This window comes from Anaeromyxobacter sp. K (assembly GCF_000020805.1).
Taxonomy (GTDB): domain Bacteria; phylum Myxococcota; class Myxococcia; order Myxococcales; family Anaeromyxobacteraceae; genus Anaeromyxobacter; species Anaeromyxobacter dehalogenans.
On sequence record NC_011145.1, the window covers coordinates 2,018,351 to 2,034,767 of the forward strand.

The 16,417-nt window shown below is 74.7% G+C and carries 8 protein-coding genes; 4 read left to right on the forward strand and 4 right to left on the reverse strand.

All coding sequences use genetic code 11. The annotated features are described in order from the left end of the window. Positions 1-16 precede the first annotated feature (16 nt). The 3 genes from ANAEK_RS08925 to ANAEK_RS08935 form a co-directional block, all read right to left on the reverse strand. Positions 17-1,564, reverse strand: coding sequence for a flavocytochrome c (locus ANAEK_RS08925; RefSeq protein WP_012525827.1), 1,548 nt, complete (start codon positions 1,562-1,564; stop codon positions 17-19). A 508-nt stretch (positions 1,565-2,072) separates the two neighbouring features. Continuing rightward, positions 2,073-3,110 carry an L-threonine 3-dehydrogenase gene (tdh, locus tag ANAEK_RS08930; RefSeq protein WP_012525828.1) on the reverse strand — a complete coding sequence of 346 codons (1,038 nt, stop codon included), beginning with the start codon at positions 3,108-3,110 and terminating at the stop codon, positions 2,073-2,075. A gap of 28 nt (positions 3,111-3,138) precedes the next feature. Beyond that, positions 3,139-4,329 (reverse strand): glycine C-acetyltransferase, encoded by a 1,191-nt coding sequence (locus ANAEK_RS08935; RefSeq protein ID WP_012525829.1) that lies wholly within the window; start codon positions 4,327-4,329, stop codon positions 3,139-3,141. 225 nt (positions 4,330-4,554) lie between these two features. Between ANAEK_RS08935 and ANAEK_RS08940 the strand changes: the two genes are divergently transcribed. From ANAEK_RS08940 to ANAEK_RS08950, 3 genes are read left to right on the forward strand one after another with little or no spacing between them, the layout of a single operon-like run. Continuing rightward, on the forward strand, positions 4,555-5,118 hold the full coding sequence (locus tag ANAEK_RS08940; RefSeq protein WP_012525830.1) for a hypothetical protein: 564 nt from the start codon (positions 4,555-4,557) through the stop codon (positions 5,116-5,118). Positions 5,119-5,127: 9 nt separating this feature from the next. Then, positions 5,128-9,738: a DEAD/DEAH box helicase gene (locus ANAEK_RS08945; RefSeq protein WP_012525831.1), complete on the forward strand. Its 4,611-nt coding sequence runs from the start codon at positions 5,128-5,130 to the stop codon at positions 9,736-9,738. Then, positions 9,738-10,574: a DNA-formamidopyrimidine glycosylase family protein gene (locus tag ANAEK_RS08950; RefSeq protein WP_012525832.1), complete on the forward strand. Its 837-nt coding sequence runs from the start codon at positions 9,738-9,740 to the stop codon at positions 10,572-10,574. The genes ANAEK_RS08945 and ANAEK_RS08950 overlap by 1 nt, the downstream gene beginning before the upstream one ends. Positions 10,575-10,579: 5 nt before the next feature. On the opposite strand, the gene ANAEK_RS08955 is transcribed toward ANAEK_RS08950, so the two are convergent. Then, positions 10,580-12,871, reverse strand: coding sequence for a CHASE domain-containing protein (locus ANAEK_RS08955; protein WP_012525833.1), 2,292 nt, complete (start codon positions 12,869-12,871; stop codon positions 10,580-10,582). Between the two features lie 477 nt (positions 12,872-13,348). Between ANAEK_RS08955 and fdnG the strand changes: the two genes are divergently transcribed. Beyond that, the gene (gene fdnG, locus ANAEK_RS08965; RefSeq protein WP_012525834.1) at positions 13,349-16,411 is read left to right on the forward strand and encodes a formate dehydrogenase-N subunit alpha; all 3,063 of its coding nucleotides are present in this window, start codon (positions 13,349-13,351) and stop codon (positions 16,409-16,411) included. The last annotated feature ends 6 nt before the right edge of the window (positions 16,412-16,417 follow it).

Genomic DNA, 16,417 nt, shown 5'->3' on the forward strand with positions numbered 1-16,417 from the left:
GCGTCCGCGGGCCGGCCTAGGCGGCCGGGCCGGCGCCCGCCGCGCTGCGGCCGGCGATGCGCCCGAACACGACCGCGTCCGGGCCGGCGTTGCCGCCGAGGCGGTTCGCGCCGTGGATGCCGCCGGTGACCTCGCCGGCGGCGAAGAACTTCGGGATGGGGTTGCCCCAGATGTCGATCACGCGCGCCTGCTCGTCGATGCGCAGGCCGCCCATGGTGTGGTGCACCGCGGGCCACTGGGCGATGCCGTAGAACGGCCCCTCCTCGAGCGGCAGCATGCGGTCGGTGATGGGCTTGGCGAAGTCCGGGTCCTTCTTCTCCCGGATGTACCGGTTGTGCGTGGCGACCGTCTCGCGGAGCGTGTCCGCGGGCAGGCCGAGCTTCCCGGCCAGCTCGTCGATGGTGTCGGCCTTCACGAAGCGGCCCTTGGAGATGCCGGCGTCGATCTCCTCCTTGGTGCCGCCCATGAGCGGCGCCATCTTCGCGTTGAAGATGGAGTAGGTCGGCTTCATGCCGGTGTTGATCTCGGCGCGCGAGACCACGTCACGGCGCTCCAGCTCGTTCACGAAGCGCTTGCCCTTCTTGTCCACGTACAGGATGCCGTAGCCCGGGCCGCGGAACGGGTAGACGGCCGGCGCGTCGAGGATGCCGGTCTCCGGCTCGGCGTACGGGTAGAGCTGGATGAACCCGAGGTGCAGCGTGTCCGCGCCGACCGCCTGCGCGAAGCGGATGGTCTCGCCGGTGGCGCCCGGGTGGTTGGTGCAGTTGTAGCTCGCCACCAGGCTCGGGTTGAACGCCATGCGCATCTTCACGTCGCGGCTGAAGCCGCCGGACGCGAGCACCAGCCCGCGGTTGACCTTGACCTGGAGCTTCTTCCCGCGGGCCTTCACCTCCACGCCCAGCACCGGCCCGTCCACGTCGGCGCGCCAGATCCAGGTGATCTCGTGGTTGAGGCGGACCTTCACGCCGGCCTTCTCGGCGATCTTGCGCTCGGCCTCGGTGTAGCCGCGCCCGACGCCCTCCTTGCAGGTGTGGGTCCGGTAGGCGGTGTGGCCGCCGGTGCGGTTCAGGATCTCGCGGAGCTGAAGGCCGCCCTCGTCGATCATCCAGTCGAGCGCCTTCGGCGACTCGCGGCAGAGGATCTCGACCAGCTTCGGGTCGCCGTAGTAGTCGCCGCCCTTCAGCGTGTCGCTGCCGTGGAGGTCCTTCGAGTCGTCGGGGAGCTTCAGCTTCTCGCGCAGGTGCAGCTCGTCGGTCCAGGCGTTGTACTCGCCGCCGTTGATGATCGAGTTGCCGCCGTACACCGGCATCTTCTCGAGCACCGTCACCTTGGCGCCGGCCTTGGCGGCCTCGGCCGCGGCGGCCAGGCCGGCGAAGCCGGAGCCCACCACCACCACGTCCCAGGTCTCGTCCCACTTCTTCGGCAGCGGCCGCTTCGCGCGCGGCTCGGCTGCCTCGGCCTTCCCGCCGAAGAGGTCGAGCGCGAGGCCCGTGCCCGCGGCCACCGCGGTGGCCTTGAGCATCGCGCGCCGTCCGATTCCGCTCTTCTGCTGCTGGTCGCTCATCTGGCTTCTCCTCTCCGCCGGGGGGCGGATGAGCCGCGCTCCGGTCTGGGCGCGGCGTTGCGGGAGCCAGCGTTCGACCGGGGCGGGGTGGCGGCAATGGGTCGGAGCCCACCCCCGCGCCGCGCACGCGGTGCGCGACGGAGCGCCGTTCGTTCGCGCGCGCGGACGGGCCGCACCGTGCGCCGGGGCGCGGGGTGCGCGGGGCCGCCGCCGGCCCGCGGGGCGCGCGACGTGAGCGCGCTGGCCGCGCCGGTCCGCGGGATGTGGATTCCACCGGTCCGCATGCCCGGTCGCGCCCGATCGGTCCGGGTCCGGGCAGCCCGCACGCGCTGCGCGTGCGACGTTCGCGCAGCGCACGGCGGGGACGAAAGTGGACCGGTCCGGTGGGGATCCGGGCGCAGTCCTCGCGGCGTCGCACCCCGCGTGCGGGTGCGACCGGCGCGCGGCTTGTTGTCGCGCGGCGCGGGCGCGCCGCACGTGCGGTCTCAGATCACGGAGGGTGAAGCGGTCAGCGCGCGGCGCCCCAGTCCAGGACCACCTTGCCGGAGCGCCCGCTGCGCATGACGTCGAAGCCCTGCTGGAAGTCGTCGATCGAGAAGCGGTGGGTGACGACCGCGGAGAGGTCGAGCCCGCTCTGCAGCATCGCGACCATCTTGTACCAGGTCTCGTACATCTCCCGGCCGTACACGCCCTTGAGCTGGAGCCCCTTGAACACCACCTGGCTCCAGTCGACCGGCTCCGGCCCGGCCATGATGCCGAGCAGGGCGACCTTGCCGCCGTGGTTCATGACCTCGAGGAGCTGGCGGAAGGCGCGGCCGTTCCCGCTCATCTCCAGCCCCACGTCGAAGCCCTCGCGCATGCCCAGCTCGGACATGACCGCGCGCAGGTCCTCCTTCGCCACGTTCACCGCCCGCGACGCGCCCATCCGGCGGGCCAGGTCGAGCCGGTAGTCGTTCACGTCCGTCACCACCACGTGCCGCGCGCCCACGTGCCGCGCGATGGCGGCGGCCATGACGCCGATGGGACCGGCGCCGGTGACGAGCACGTCCTCGCCCACCAGGTCGAACGAGAGCGCGGTGTGCGTGGCGTTGCCGAACGGGTCGAAGATGGCGGCGATGTCGTCGGGGATGTCGTCCGGGATGCGGTAGACGTTGTCGGCCGGGATCACCACGTACTCGGCGAAGGAGCCGGGCCGGTTCACGCCCACGCCCACCGTGTGCCGGCAGAGGTGCCGGCGGCCGGCGCGGCAGTTGCGGCAGAAGCCGCAGGTGACGTGGCCCTCGCCGCTCACCCGCTCGCCGGGCCGGAACGCCTCCACCTCGGCCCCGACCTTCTCCACCCGGCCCACGTACTCGTGCCCCACCACCATGGGCACCGGGACGGTCTTCTGGCTCCACTCGTCCCAGTTGTAGATGTGCACGTCGGTGCCGCAGATCGCGCTCTTCGTCACCTTGATCATCACGTCGTGGACCCCGACCTCGGGGACCGGGACGTCGTGCTGCATCCAGATGCCTTCCTCGCGCTTCGCCTTGACGAGTGCCTTCATCGCGTCGGTTCCCTCGGGGTGAACGTGCTCAGATGACGCCCAGCGCGCGGCCGACCTTCTCGAACGCCGCCACGGCGTGGTCGAGGTCCTCGCGCGAGTGCGCCGCGCTCATCTGCGTGCGGATGCGGGCCTGCCCCTTCGGCACCACCGGGAAGAAGAAGCCGGTGACGTAGACGCCCTCGTCGAGCAGCCGGCGGGCCATCTCCTGCGCCAGCGGCGCCTCGTGGAGCATCACCGGGATGATGGGGTGCTCGCCCGGCAGCAGCTCGAAGCCGAGCCGCGTCAGCTCGGCGCGGAAGTGGCGGGCGTTCTCGCGGAGCTGCCGCCGCAGCGCGTCGCCGGACTCCAGCAGGTCGAGCACCGCGATGCTGGTGGCGGCGATGACCGGCGCGAGCGTGTTCGAGAACAGGTAGGGGCGCGCCTTCTGGCGCAGCCACTCCACCACCTCGCGCGAGCCGGCCACGTAGCCGCCCGACGCGCCGCCGAGCGCCTTCCCCAGCGTGCCGGTGACGAGGTCCACCCGGCCCATCACCCGATGGTGCTCGTGCGTGCCGCGGCCGTGCTCGCCGATGAAGCCCACCGCGTGGCTGTCGTCCACCATCACCATCGCGCCGTGCCGCCCGGCCAGGTCGCAGATGGCGGGCAGGTTGGCGAGGTACCCGTCCATGGAGAAGACGCCGTCGGTGACCACCAGCTTGAAGCGCGCGCCGGCCGCGTCGGTGGCGGCGAGCTGCGCGGCGAGGTCGGCCATGTCGCCGTTCGCGTACCGGTAGCGGCGCGCCTTGCAGAGCCGGATGCCGTCGATGATGGAGGCGTGGTTGAGCGCGTCGGAGACGACCGCGTCCTCCTCGCCGAGCAGCGCCTCGAACACCCCGCCGTTCGCGTCGAAGCAGGACGAGAATAGGATGGCGTCCTCGAAGCCGAGGAACCGCGCCAGCCGCTGCTCCAGCTCCTTGTGGATGTCCTGGGTGCCGCAGATGAACCGCACCGAGGACATCCCGAAGCCCCAGCGAGGCAGCGCCGCCACCGCGGCGTCCACCAGCTCCTGCCGTCCGGCCAGGCCGAGGTAGTTGTTCGCGCACAGGTTCACCACCCGCCGGCCGTCGGCCTCGACCCAGGGGCCCTGGCGGCTGGTGATGACGCGCTCGCGCTTGAACAGCCCCTCCGCCTGGAGGCGGTCGAGCTGGGTGCGCAGGTGGTCGGTGAAGGCTGGGTTCATGGGGCGCGTCCTCGGGTGCGGGGCGCCCCCTTTCTAACCCGCCGTGCGCGGGTGCGCCGCCCGTCCGGAGGGGGACGCCGCGCCGCGTCGCAGGCCGTGCGCACGCCGCTGGCCGGGCGCGGGGCGTGGCGCCCCGCCGCCCGGCGACGCAACGTCGAGCGGACGGCGCCCCCTCGCGCCGCCGGTATCGACGGCGCCCCCTCGCGCCGTGGATGGGCAGGTCCGATGTCCCCGTCGCTCGCCGCGCTCCTCCTCTCGCTGGCGGCCGTCGCGCCGCCGCCGGCCGAACCGCCGTCCTCCGCCGCGGCCGTCGCGCCCGGCGGTCCTCCCGCGGCCCAGCCCGCCGCGCCGGCGCCCGCGGCGCCCACGCTGCGCGAGGCGAACCTGGCCCGGGCCGGGAAGGGCCTGCTGCCGCGCAGGGCGCCCCCGCGGCGCGCGCCGCGCCGGTTGCAGGTGGTGTCGGCGCGCGACCAGGTGGCGCGCGCGCAGCAGGTCGGCGGCGCGGCGGCGGTGGACCTCGTGACGGTGGCCGCGGTCGGGCCGGAGGCCGAGCTCGAGGCCGCGCCCCGCACCGCCGGCGCGGCATGGATCGCGGGGAGCGTCATCCGCGGCCTCGCCGCCGGCGCCGGCGGGCGCGGCGGCGAGCCCGGGGCGCGGGTGGAGGCGGAGCCCGGCGGGCTGCGCGCCGGGGCGCGGGTCGCCTCGGTGGAGGTGACCGTGCGCGTGCGCGCCGGCGCGCTGGCGCTCGCGGCCGGCTCGCCGGGGGCGGCCGTCCGGCCCCTCCGTTAGACTCGGGAGATGGCGCGATCCCCCGGCCCGGCGGCGGTGCCGTTCCACCCCGCGGTGCGGGCCTGGTTCGAGCGCGCTTTCGCTGCGCCGACCCGCGCGCAGGCGCTCGGCTGGCCGCCCATCCACCGGGGGGAGCGCACGCTCCTGCTCGCGCCGACCGGCAGCGGCAAGACCCTGGCCGCGTTCCTCTCCTGCATCGACCGGCTCATGTTCTCGCCCGAGCCGGCGCGCCGGGAGCGGCTGCGCGTCGTGTACGTGTCGCCGCTGAAGGCGCTCGCGGTGGACGTGGAGCGCAACCTGCGCGCGCCGCTCGCCGGCATCGCGCAGGTGGCCGCCGCGCGCGGCGACGCGCACCGGATCCCCACCGTGGCGGTGCGCACCGGCGACACGCCCGCGGCGGAGCGGGCCCGCTTCGCGCGGGATCCGGCCGACATCCTCATCACCACCCCGGAGTCGCTCTACCTCCTGCTGACGCAGGCGGCGCGCGAGGGGCTGCGCACCGTCGAGACGGTGATCGTGGACGAGATCCACGCGCTCGTGCCCAGCAAGCGCGGCGCGCACCTGGCGCTGTCGCTGGAGCGCCTCGAGCAGCTCGCCGGGCGGCCGCTGCAGCGCATCGGGCTCTCGGCCACGCAGCGCCCGCTCGACGAGGTGGCGCGCTTCCTGGGCGGCGCCGTCCCCGCCGCGCCCGCGGCGGCCGGCGAGGCCGAGGGCGCGCTGGGCGAGCTGCGCGACCGGGCCGCCCGCCCGGCCTGGCGGCCGGTGACGGTGGTGGACGCCGGATCGCGCAAGCCCCTCGAGCTCACGGTGGAGGTGCCGGTCGAGGACATGGCGCGGCTGGGCGAGCCGCTCGACCTGCCCGGCGGCGACGCCTCGCAGGCGCCGCCGCGCGCCTCGATCTGGACCGCCATCCACCCGCGCCTGCTGGAGCTGGTGCAGGCGCACCGCACCACCTTGCTGTTCGTGAACAGCCGCCGGGTGGCCGAGCGGCTCGCGGGCGCGCTGAACGAGCTGGCCGGCGAGACGCTGGTGCAGGCGCACCACGGTTCCATCGCCCGCCCGCAGCGCATCGCCATCGAGGACAACCTCAAGGCCGGCCGGGTGCGCGGCCTGGTGGCCACCTCCTCGCTCGAGCTGGGCATCGACATGGGCTCGGTGGACCTGGTGGTCCAGATCGAGGCGCCGCCCTCGGTCGCGAGCGGCATGCAGCGCATCGGGCGCGCCGGCCACCAGGTGGGCGCGCCCAGCGCCGGGGTGCTGTTCCCGAAGTACCGCGGCGACCTGGTGGCGTGCGCCGCGCTGACCGAGGCCATGCAGGAGGGCGACGTCGAGGCGACCCGCTACCTGCGAAACCCGCTCGACGTCCTGGCGCAGCAGATCGTGGCCATGGTCTCGCTCGACGACTGGCGGGTGGACGACCTCCACGCCGCGCTGCGCGGCGCCGCGCCGTTCGCCGAGCTGCCGCGCGGGATCCTGGAGGGCGTGCTCGACCTGCTCTCCGGCCGCTACCCGTCGGAGGAGCTGGCCGAGCTGCGCCCGCGCGTCACCTGGGACCGGGTGCGCGGCGTGCTCCGCGCGCGCGAGGGCGCGCGGCGGGTGGCGGTGGTGAGCGGCGGGACCATCCCCGACCGCGGGCTCTACGGCGTGTACCTGCTGGGCGGCGCCAAGGGCCAGGCGCGGGTGGGCGAGCTGGACGAGGAGATGGTCTTCGAGACCGCCGTGGGAGAGACGTTCACCCTGGGAGCCTCCACCTGGCGCGTCGAGGAGATCACGCACGACCGCGTGCTGGTGTCGCCGGCGCCGGGCGAGCCCGGCAAGATGCCGTTCTGGCACGGCGACGCGGCCGCCCGGCCGGTGGAGCTGGGGCGGCGCATCGGGCGGCTGGTGCGGGAGCTGCGCGGCGTGCCGCGCGCGGCGGCGCTGGAGCGGCTGCGGACCCGCCACGGCCTCGACGCGCGCGCCGCGGAGAACCTGGTCCGCTACCTGGAGGACCAGCAGCAGGCGGCCGGGGCGGTGCCGGACGACCGGACCGTGCTGGTGGAGCGCTGCCGCGACGAGCTGGGCGACTGGCGCGTGTGCGTGCTCGCGCCGTTCGGCAGCGCGCTGCTCGTGCCGTGGTGCATGGCGGCGGCCCGGCGCGCCCGCGACCGGCTCGGCGCCGACCCGGAGACGCTCTGGACCAACGACGGCTTCGCGCTGCGCCTCCCCGAGACCGACCAGCCCCCCGAGGTGGACTTCCTGTTCCCCGAGCCGGAGGAGGTCGAGGCGCTGGTGGTGGAGCAGCTCGGGGCCACCGCGCTGTTCGCCGCCCGCTTCCGCGAGGCGTCGGCGCGCGCGCTGCTCCTGCCGCGCCGCCGCCCCGGCCAGCGGACCCCGCTGTGGCAGCAGCGCAAGCGCGCCGCCGACCTGCTGGCGGTCGCCTCCCGCTTCGCGCAGTTCCCGCTGCTCCTCGAGGCCTACCGCGAGTGCCTGCGCGACGTGTTCGACCTGCCGGCGCTGGTGGAGCTGATGCGCGACCTGAAGTCCGGGCGCGTCCGCCGCGCGGTGGCCGACACGCGGGTGCCCTCGCCGTTCGCCGGATCGCTCCTGTTCGGCTTCGTGGCGAGCTTCATCTACGACGGCGACGCGCCGCTGGCGGAGCGCCGCGCCCAGGCGCTCGCCATCGACCAGGCGCAGCTCCGCGAGCTGCTGGGCGAGGCGGAGCTGCGCGAGCTGCTCGACGCGGACGCGCTCGCCGACCTGGAGGCGCGGCTGCAGCTGCTGCCGCCGGAGCTGCGGGTGCGCAGCGCCGACGGCCTCGCGGACATGCTGCTCCGGCTCGGCGATCTCACCCGGGCCGAGGTGGAGCGCCGCGCGGCGAGCCCGGAGGTCGCGGCGAGCCTCGACCGGCTGGTGGCGGAGCGGCGGGCGGTGGCGCTCCGCGTCGGCGGAGAGGAGCGGTTCGTGGCGGTGGAGGACGCGGCCCGCTACCGCGACGGCCTCGGGGTCCCGCTGCCGCCCGGCGTGCCCGAGGCGCTGCTCGCCCCGGTGCCGGACGCGCTGGACGGCCTGGTGGCGCGGTACGCGCGGCGCCACGCGCCGTTCACCGCGGGGGAGCTGGCGGCGCGGCTCGGCCTGGCGCGGGCCGCGGGGGAGCGGGTGCTGGAGCGGCTCGGGCGCGCGGGCCGGCTGCTCGAGGGCGCGTTCCGGCCGCACGGGGCGGAGCGCGAGTGGTGCGACCCGGACGTGCTCCGGACGCTGCGGCGCCGCTCGCTGGCGAAGCTCCGCGAGGAGATCGAGCCGGTCGAGCCGCGCGTGCTCGGCCGCACGCTGCTCGGCTGGCACGGGATCACCCGGCGGACCGCGGGGCTCGACGCGGTGCTGGACGCGGTCGAAAAGCTCCAGGGCGCGCCGCTCCCCGCGTCGCTGCTGGAGAGCGAGATCCTGCCGGCGCGGGTGGAGGGCTACCTGCCCGGCGACCTCGACGCGCTCGCGGCGGGCGGCGAGGTCACCTGGGTCGGCCTCGAGCCGCTCGGCGAGCGCGATGGGCGGGTGGCGCTGTTCCTCGCCGACGCGCTGCCCGCGCTGCTCCCGCCGGCGCGCCCCGCCGAGCCGCCGGAGGACGCGCGCGAGCGGCGCATCCTCGAGCACCTGGCGCGCCGCGGGGCCTGCTTCTTCCCGGAGCTGCACGAGGCGGCGGGCGGCGGGTTCGCGCAGCAGACGGTGGACGCGATCTGGGCGCTGGTGTGGCGCGGCCTGGTGACGAACGACACGTTCCAGGTGCTCCGGGCCCGCGCCGCGCGCTCCGCGCCGCGGCGCGATCGCGAGCGGGCGCGCCGCACCGCCCGGCGGGCGTCGGCGGCCGGGTACCGCTCGCGGCTGTCCGCGCCGCCCGGCGCGGGCGGGCGCTGGACGCTGGTGGAGGCGCGCCGCGACGCCGGCGGCCGGCCCCGGCCCACCCCGACGCAGTGGAGCGCGGCGGTGGCGCAGCAGCTCCTCGCCCGCTACGGCGTGGTCACCCGCGGCGTGGCCGCCGCCGAGGCGCTGCCGGGCGGCTTCGGCGCGGTCTACGACGTGCTCCGCCACCTGGAGGAGTCCGGGCGCATCCGCCGCGGGTACTTCGTGGCCGGGGTGGGCGCGATGCAGTTCGCGCAGCCGGGCGCGCTGGACCTCCTGCGCGCGTCGCGCGAGCCGGGCGAGGCGCCGGAGGTGGTGACGCTGGCGGCGGCCGATCCGGCCAACGCCTGGGGCGCGCTGGTGGAGTGGCCGCCGGTGCCGGGCGCGCCGGACGGCAAGCGCCCGGCGCGCGCGGTGGGCGCCCAGGTGGTGCTGGTGGACGGCGCGCCCGGCGCCTGGGTCGCCCGCGGGCTGCGGCAGGTGCTGGCGTGGCTGCCCGAGGACGAGCCGGACCGCTCGCGGGTGGGCGAGGCGGTGGCGGCCGCGCTCGCGGGGCTGGCGCGCGACGCGCTCGCGCGCGGGGAGGGCGCCTTGCTCGAGGAGGTGAACGGGGCCGCCGCGGCGGAGCACCCGCTGGCCGGCTTCCTGGTGCAGGCCGGGTTCTCGCCGGCCGGGACCGCGCTGCAGCTCCCGCGCCGCGCCGCCGGCGCGCTCACGCTCCCCTCCGGCGCCGGGCTGGCCTGATGCCGGAGGGCGACACGCTGGCCCGGGCCGCGCGCGCCCTGCACCGCGCGCTCGCCGGCAAGCCGGTGGTCCGCTTCGAGACCGTGCTGCCGCGGCTGGCGCGCGTGGACGCCGACGCGCCGGTGGTCGGCCGGACCGTGGAGCGGGCCGAGGCCGTGGGCAAGCACCTGCTCCTCCACCTCTCCGGCGGCCTGGTGCTCCGCACGCACCTGCGCATGAACGGGAGCTGGCACCTGTACCGGCCCGGCGCCCCCTGGCGGCGCCCGGCCTCGGCGATGCGCGTGCTGCTGGAGGTGCCGGACGCGGTGGCGGTGGCGTTCGATCTCCCGGTCGCGGAGTGGATCCGCGCAGCGGACCTGGGGCGCCACCGGGCGCTGGCGCGCCTCGGGCCCGACCTGCTCTCCCCCGCGTTCGACGCGGCCGAGGCGGAGCGGCGGCTGCGGGCGCGCGGGGGGCTCGCGGTGGCGGACGCGCTGGTGGATCAGTCGGCGCTCGCCGGCGCCGGCAACGAGCTCAAGTCGGAGATCCTGTTCGTGGCCGGGGTGAGTCCGTTCCGGCGGGTCGAGGAGCTCGACGAGGCAGCGCTCCGGGCGGTGATCGCGACGGCGCGGCGGCTGATCGGCGAGAACGTGCCGCCGCCCGGGCCGGGTGGGGTGGAGACCTGGCGCGGCGGACGGCGCACCACCCGCCGCATGAACCCGCGGGAGCGGACCTGGGTGTACGGCCGCGGCGGGCGCCCGTGCCGCCGGTGCGGCGCGCCCATCGCGTTCGCGCGCCAGGGCCCGCACGCCCACGGCACCTGGTGGTGTCCGCGGTGCCAGCCGGGGCCGGCGTAGCGCGGTCAGGCGGTGGGGGGCGGGCTGGTGGTGGCGGCGCCGGCCCGGTGCGTCGCGGCGGCCTCGGGCGCGCGCGACAGCGTCACGGTGAACGTCGAGCCGGCGCCGGGCGTGCTCTCGACGCGGACGGTCCCGCCCAGCACCTCGACGATCTCCCGCACGATCCACAGCCCCAGCCCGAAGCCGCCGTAGTGGCGGCGCGACACCGCGCGCTCGAAGCGCTCGAAGATGCGCCGCTGGTCGGCGGCGGAGATGCCGATGCCGTGGTCGCGGACGGAGAGCAGCGCCCGGTCTCCGTCGGTCCGCACGCGCACCTCGACCGGCCGGCCCGGCCCGTACTTCACCGCGTTCCCGAGCAGGTTGGTGAGCACCTGGTCGAGCCGCACCCGGTCCCAGCGTCCCACCACCGGCTCGGGCGCCTCCAGCGAGAGCGGGCACGCCGCCCGCGAGGCCTCCTCCTCGAACCTCGCCACCACGTCGCGCGCCACCTCGGCGAGGTCCACCGGCTCGAGCTCCAGCTCCAGCCGGCCCGCGTTGATGCGCGAGAGGTCGAGCAGGCTCGCCACCAGCCGGGTGAGCCGGTCCACGCTGCGCCGGATCACCTCGGACTTGCGCACGAGCGCCTCCGCGTCGCCGCGCCCGGCGCTGGCGCGCAGGCTGTCGGACTGGAGCGCGAGCGAGGTGAGCGGGGTCTTCAGCTCGTGCGAGGCGATGGAGAGGAACTCGTCGCGGACGCGCACCGCGTCCTGGGCGCGCCAGGTGAGCCGCGCGGTGTCCACCGCGGCGGCGAGCAGCCGGGCCAGGTCCTCGGCGAGCGCGCGGTCGTGGGCGTCGAACGGGCCGTGCGCGGAGAGCAGGGTCACGGCGCCGACCGGCTCGCCCCGGACCACCAGCGGCACGCTGAGCAGCGCCTCCACCCGCTCCTCGCGCAGCCGCGCCGCGACCGCCGGCGAGCGCGCGAAGTGGGGCAGGCGGTCCGGCGCGTGGTCCACCTCGTGCGGCTGGCCGGTGGACAGGGCGGCCGCGATCCCGGTGCGCCCCTCCGGATCCAGCCCGGCGGCGGCGGCCGCGGCCAGCCAGCCCTCGGCCCGCGCCGGATCGCGGTGGCCGGCGAACCACAGCGGTCCGGTGGGCTCGACCACGCAGCCCACGCACGCGTCCGCCACCCGCTCGGCGGCGAGCCGGGCCACGTCCGGCAGCGTGCGCCGGTAGTCGAGGTCCGAGGCCAGCCGCTGGCTGGCGGCGGCCAGGAACGCGGTGCGGCGCGCGTCCTGCTCGGCGCGGCCGCGCGCCATCACCTCGGAGCGGGTGATCCAGAACAGCAGCACCGTGAGCGCCGCGCCCACGCCCAGCACCAGGCCCGGGAGCGCGCGATCGGTGAGCGAGACGAACGCGGCGGTGGCGGTGTGGCGCACGGTCCAGGTGCGGCCGGCCACCTCCAGGCGGTGCGCGGTGGTGAGCGCGCCGCCCCGGGCGGCGGTCCCGTCGTCGTACAGCAGGGCGTCGGGCGTCTCCGACTCGCCGTCGTACACCGCCAGCCCGATGGTGCGCGCCGGCGCGTCGTCGAGCGTGGAGCGCAGCAGGTCGGTGGCGCGGAACGGCGCGTACACCCAGCCGCGCAGCAACTCGCGCCGCTCCTGCAGCGAGCGCGGCGCCCGCGCGTACACCGGCAGGTAGACGAGGAACCCGGGCTGGCGCTCGCTGCCGGCCTCCTGCACCAGCTCCACCGGGCCGGACGCGGCCACGTCGCCGCTGTCGCGCGCCCGCTCCATCGCCGCGCGCCGGACCGGCTCGGAGAACATGTCGAAGCCGATCGCCCGGCGGTTGCGCCAGTCCAGCGGCTCGAGGAAGACGATGCTGGAGTAGAGCGCGCGCTCGCCCTCCGGCCAGACGCGGTAGCCGGGATCCCACTGCGCCCGCACCGCGGCCACGTGCGCCTCCAGGTCGCCGGGCAGGAGCGCCCGGCTCCAGCCGAGGCCCTGGATGCCGCGGTAGTAGCGGGTGAGCTCCGTGCTCTGGACGTAGGCGCGGAAGCCGATCCGGTCCGGCTCGCCGCCGGTCGCCTCGACGAAGCCGCGCGTGGCGCGCAGCATCGCCACGTACGCGTTCATCCGGTCGCGGATCGCGTCGGTGCCGGCGGTGGCGCGCTCGCGGAAGCGCGCCGCCTCCTGGGCCTGGACCGCGGCGCGGACGTACTGCCACGACGCGAGCGCGGCGGCGAGGCTGATGGCGGCCACGGCCGCGGGCACCGCGTGCGTGCGGAGGACGACGGCGGGCGGGCGGCGGCGGTTGGGCATGGGCGTCTGGCCGGGCCCGCGGCCCCGCCTCGTCAAAGTATGCCCGTTGTGCGGGCCGGGCAGGGAGTCGTCGCGCGGGCGCCCCCGGGCGCGCGGCGGCCCGCGCGCACCGATTGCGCCGGGACGGCCGCAGGGGAATCCCGGCGCGTAATTTTCGTCTGCGCCGCGAGCGCGCGACCAAATGCACGTGTGCAATTGATCCCGATCAACCCGGTACCGGACCCGGGAAGTCCAGGGGTTCTCCCGCTCCCCCGGAACAGGTATTCCCGATTTCATGGACCTTTGAACTCGACTTGGGTCGGAATTCGCTCGCCGTGACGCGTACTTGCATCAATGTGGACCGATCGGTACAGTGCGCCCGCGTCGAGGCCCGGCCTACGCTCGAGGAGGCAGTCGATCGGGTGGCCCGGCCGGTGCACACGCCGCGACCCGCGGAGCAGCCGCCATCCGGATTGGCAACGAAAGGGAAGCACCACAATGACCCTGAGCAGAAGAAATTGGTTGAAGATTGCAGCCGGGGGCACGGCCGGGCTGGCGCTCGCCGACCTGGGCTTCGGCCCGGGTGAGGCGCGGGCCGCCACCGGCGCCCTGAAGCTGAAGGGCACCAAGGAGTTCACCACCGCCTGCAACTTCTGCTCGTGCGGCTGCGGCATGGTCGCCCACGTCAAGGACGGGCAGCTGGTCAACCTCGAGGGCGATCCGGACCACGCCATCAACTTCGGCGCGCTCTGCACCAAGGGCGCGGCCATGAAGGCCACGCACGACTCGCCGCGGCGGGTGAAGGTCCCGATGTACCGCGCGCCGGGCTCCGACCGCTGGGAGGAGCTCTCCTGGGAGCAGGCGTACGAGAAGCTCGCCCGGAAGCTCAAGGAGGTCCGCGACGCGAGCTGGACCGCCACCGAGCAGGACGGCGACACCGAGTACCCGGTCAACCGGACCGACGCGATCGCGCTCATGGGCGGCGCCCAGAACACGAACGAGGAGTGCTACCTCTTCAACAAGATGGGCCGTCTCCTCGGGACGAGCTACGTCGAGCACCAGGCCAGGCTTTGACACAGCCCCACCGTCCCCAGTCTGGGGGCATCGTTCGGCCGTGGCGCGATGACGAATGGTTGGGCTGACCTGCAGAACGCGAAGGTCTTCCTGATCGAGGGATCCAACGCCGCCGAGAACCACGTGATGGCGATGAAGTGGATCCGCAAGGCGCAGGAGAAGGGCGCCAAGATCATCCACGTCGATCCGCGCTTCAACCGCACCTCCTCGGTCGCCGACGTGTTCGCGCGCATCCGTCCGGGCTCGGACATCGCGTTCCTGTCGGCCGTCATCAACCACGTGCTGCAGAAGCGCCTCTACGACGAGGCGTACGTGAAGCTGCACACGAACGCGCTGCTCGTCTCGAAGGACGAGTTCGGCTTCGACGAGGGCGTGTTCTCGGGCTACGACCACGAGAAGCACAAGTACGACAACGCCTCGTGGGGCTACGAGCTCGACGCCGCGCGCAAGCCGGTCAAGGCGAAGGACCTCGACGACCCGCGCTGCGTGTTCTCGAAGCTGAAGCAGCACTTCGCGCGCTACACGCCGGAGGTGGCGGAGCAGATCTCGGGCGTGCCGGCGAAGCAGGTGGTCGAGATCGCGGAGCTGTACGCGAACAACCGCCCCGGCACGATCCTGTACGCGCTCGGGATGACCCAGCACACGGTGGGCATCCAGAACATCCGCTGCTACGGCATCCTGCAGATGCTGCTCGGCAACATCGGCGTGGCGGGCGGCGGCGTGAACGCGCTGCGCGGCGAGCCGAACGTGCAGGGCGCCTGCGACATGTCCGTGCTGCACGGCTACATGTTCGGCTACCTGAACTACCCCGAGCACGTCCACCGGACGTTCAAGGACTGGACGAAGGCCAACGGCAGCTTCCGCGCGAAGATGACCGCGAACGGCCTGAAGGCGTGGTTCGGCGAGAACGCCACCCCCGAGAACGAGTTCGGCTGGGCCTGGCTGCCGAAGAAGAGCGCCAAGAAGGACTACTCGCTGTACGGCATCCTCGACGCCGCCTACGCCGGGCAGGTGAAGGTGCTGTGGGCCCTCGGGCAGAACCCGATGGTCACGAACCCGAACCTCTCGTACGTGCACGACGCGCTGTCGAAGCTCGACATGCTGGTGGTGCAGGAGCTGTGGGAGACCGAGACCGCCGCGTTCTGGCAGCGCCCGGGCACCGACCCGAAGGCGATCCAGACCGAGGTGCTGCTGCTCCCGGCCGCGTACTTCATGGAGAAGGAGGGCACCATCACCGGCTCGGGCCGCATGGTGCAGTGGCGCCACGAGGCGGTGAAGCCGCCGGGGCAGGCCAAGACCGACCTCGAGATCATCGACGCGGTCTACCGCAAGGTCCGCGACCTGTACGCCGGGTCGGCGGATCCCAAGGACGCGCCGCTCGCGAAGGCGGCCTGGGACTACCGCGCCGAGAGCCGCGCCGAGGACGTGCTGAAGGAGATCAACGGCCGCGTGCACCGCGACGTGACGCTCCCCGACGGCAAGGTGCTGAAGGCGGGTGACTTCGTGGGCGGCATCGGCCAGCTGCAGGCCGACGGCTCCACCTCGTCGGGCGTCTGGCTGTACGCGGGCGTCTTCGCCGGCGGGAAGAACCTGTCGAAGCGTCGCGACAGCTCGGACAAGTCCGGCATCGGCTTCTACAAGGACTTCGCCTGGTCGTGGCCGGGCAACATGAAGATCCTCTACAACCGCGCCTCCTGCGACGCGAACGGCAAGCCCTGGCCCGGGACCATCCCGATCATCGCCTGGGACGAGACCGAGAAGAAGTGGAAGGGCAAGGACACGCCGGACGTGCCGGACGCCACCAAGGGCCCGGACACGCCGGAGGGCCAGCGCGCGTTCCGCATGAACGCCGAGGGCCTGGGGCGGCTCATGGCCGCGCCGTACAAGTCCTTCAAGGAGGCGAAGGACGAGCTGCCCATCGACAGCTCCTACGTGCCGAAGGACGGTCCGTTCCCCGAGCACTACGAGCCGGTCGAGAGCCCGGTCGCGAACGTCATGCACCCGAAGGTGCAGACGAACCCGTGCCTCAAGTACCCGCGGGTCAAGGCCAAGCAGCCCATCGGCGCGTCGAAGGACTTCCCGTACGTGCTCATGACCTCGTCCATCGCGGAGCACTGGTGCGCCGGGTCCACCACGCGCAACGTGCCCTGGCTGAACGAGCTGTTCCCGGAGCCGGTGATCGAGCTGCCGGAGAAGCTGGCCGCGAAGCTCGCGATCCGGTCGGGCGACAAGGTGAAGGTGACCTCGGCGCGCGGCAACGTGACGGTGAAGGCCGTCGTCACCAAGCGCATGCAGGTCATGACGATCGCCGGCCAGGAGGTGCCGGTGGTGTGGATGCCCTACAACTGGGGGTTCAAGGGCCTCAGCACCGGTCCGAGCACCAACTACCTGACCATCGACGCGGTGGACCCGGGAGCCGGCACCCAGGAGACGAAGGCGTGCCTCGTCGACGTCGCTCGCGTGGAGGAGGCCGTCGCCTCGCGGTAGGGGCGG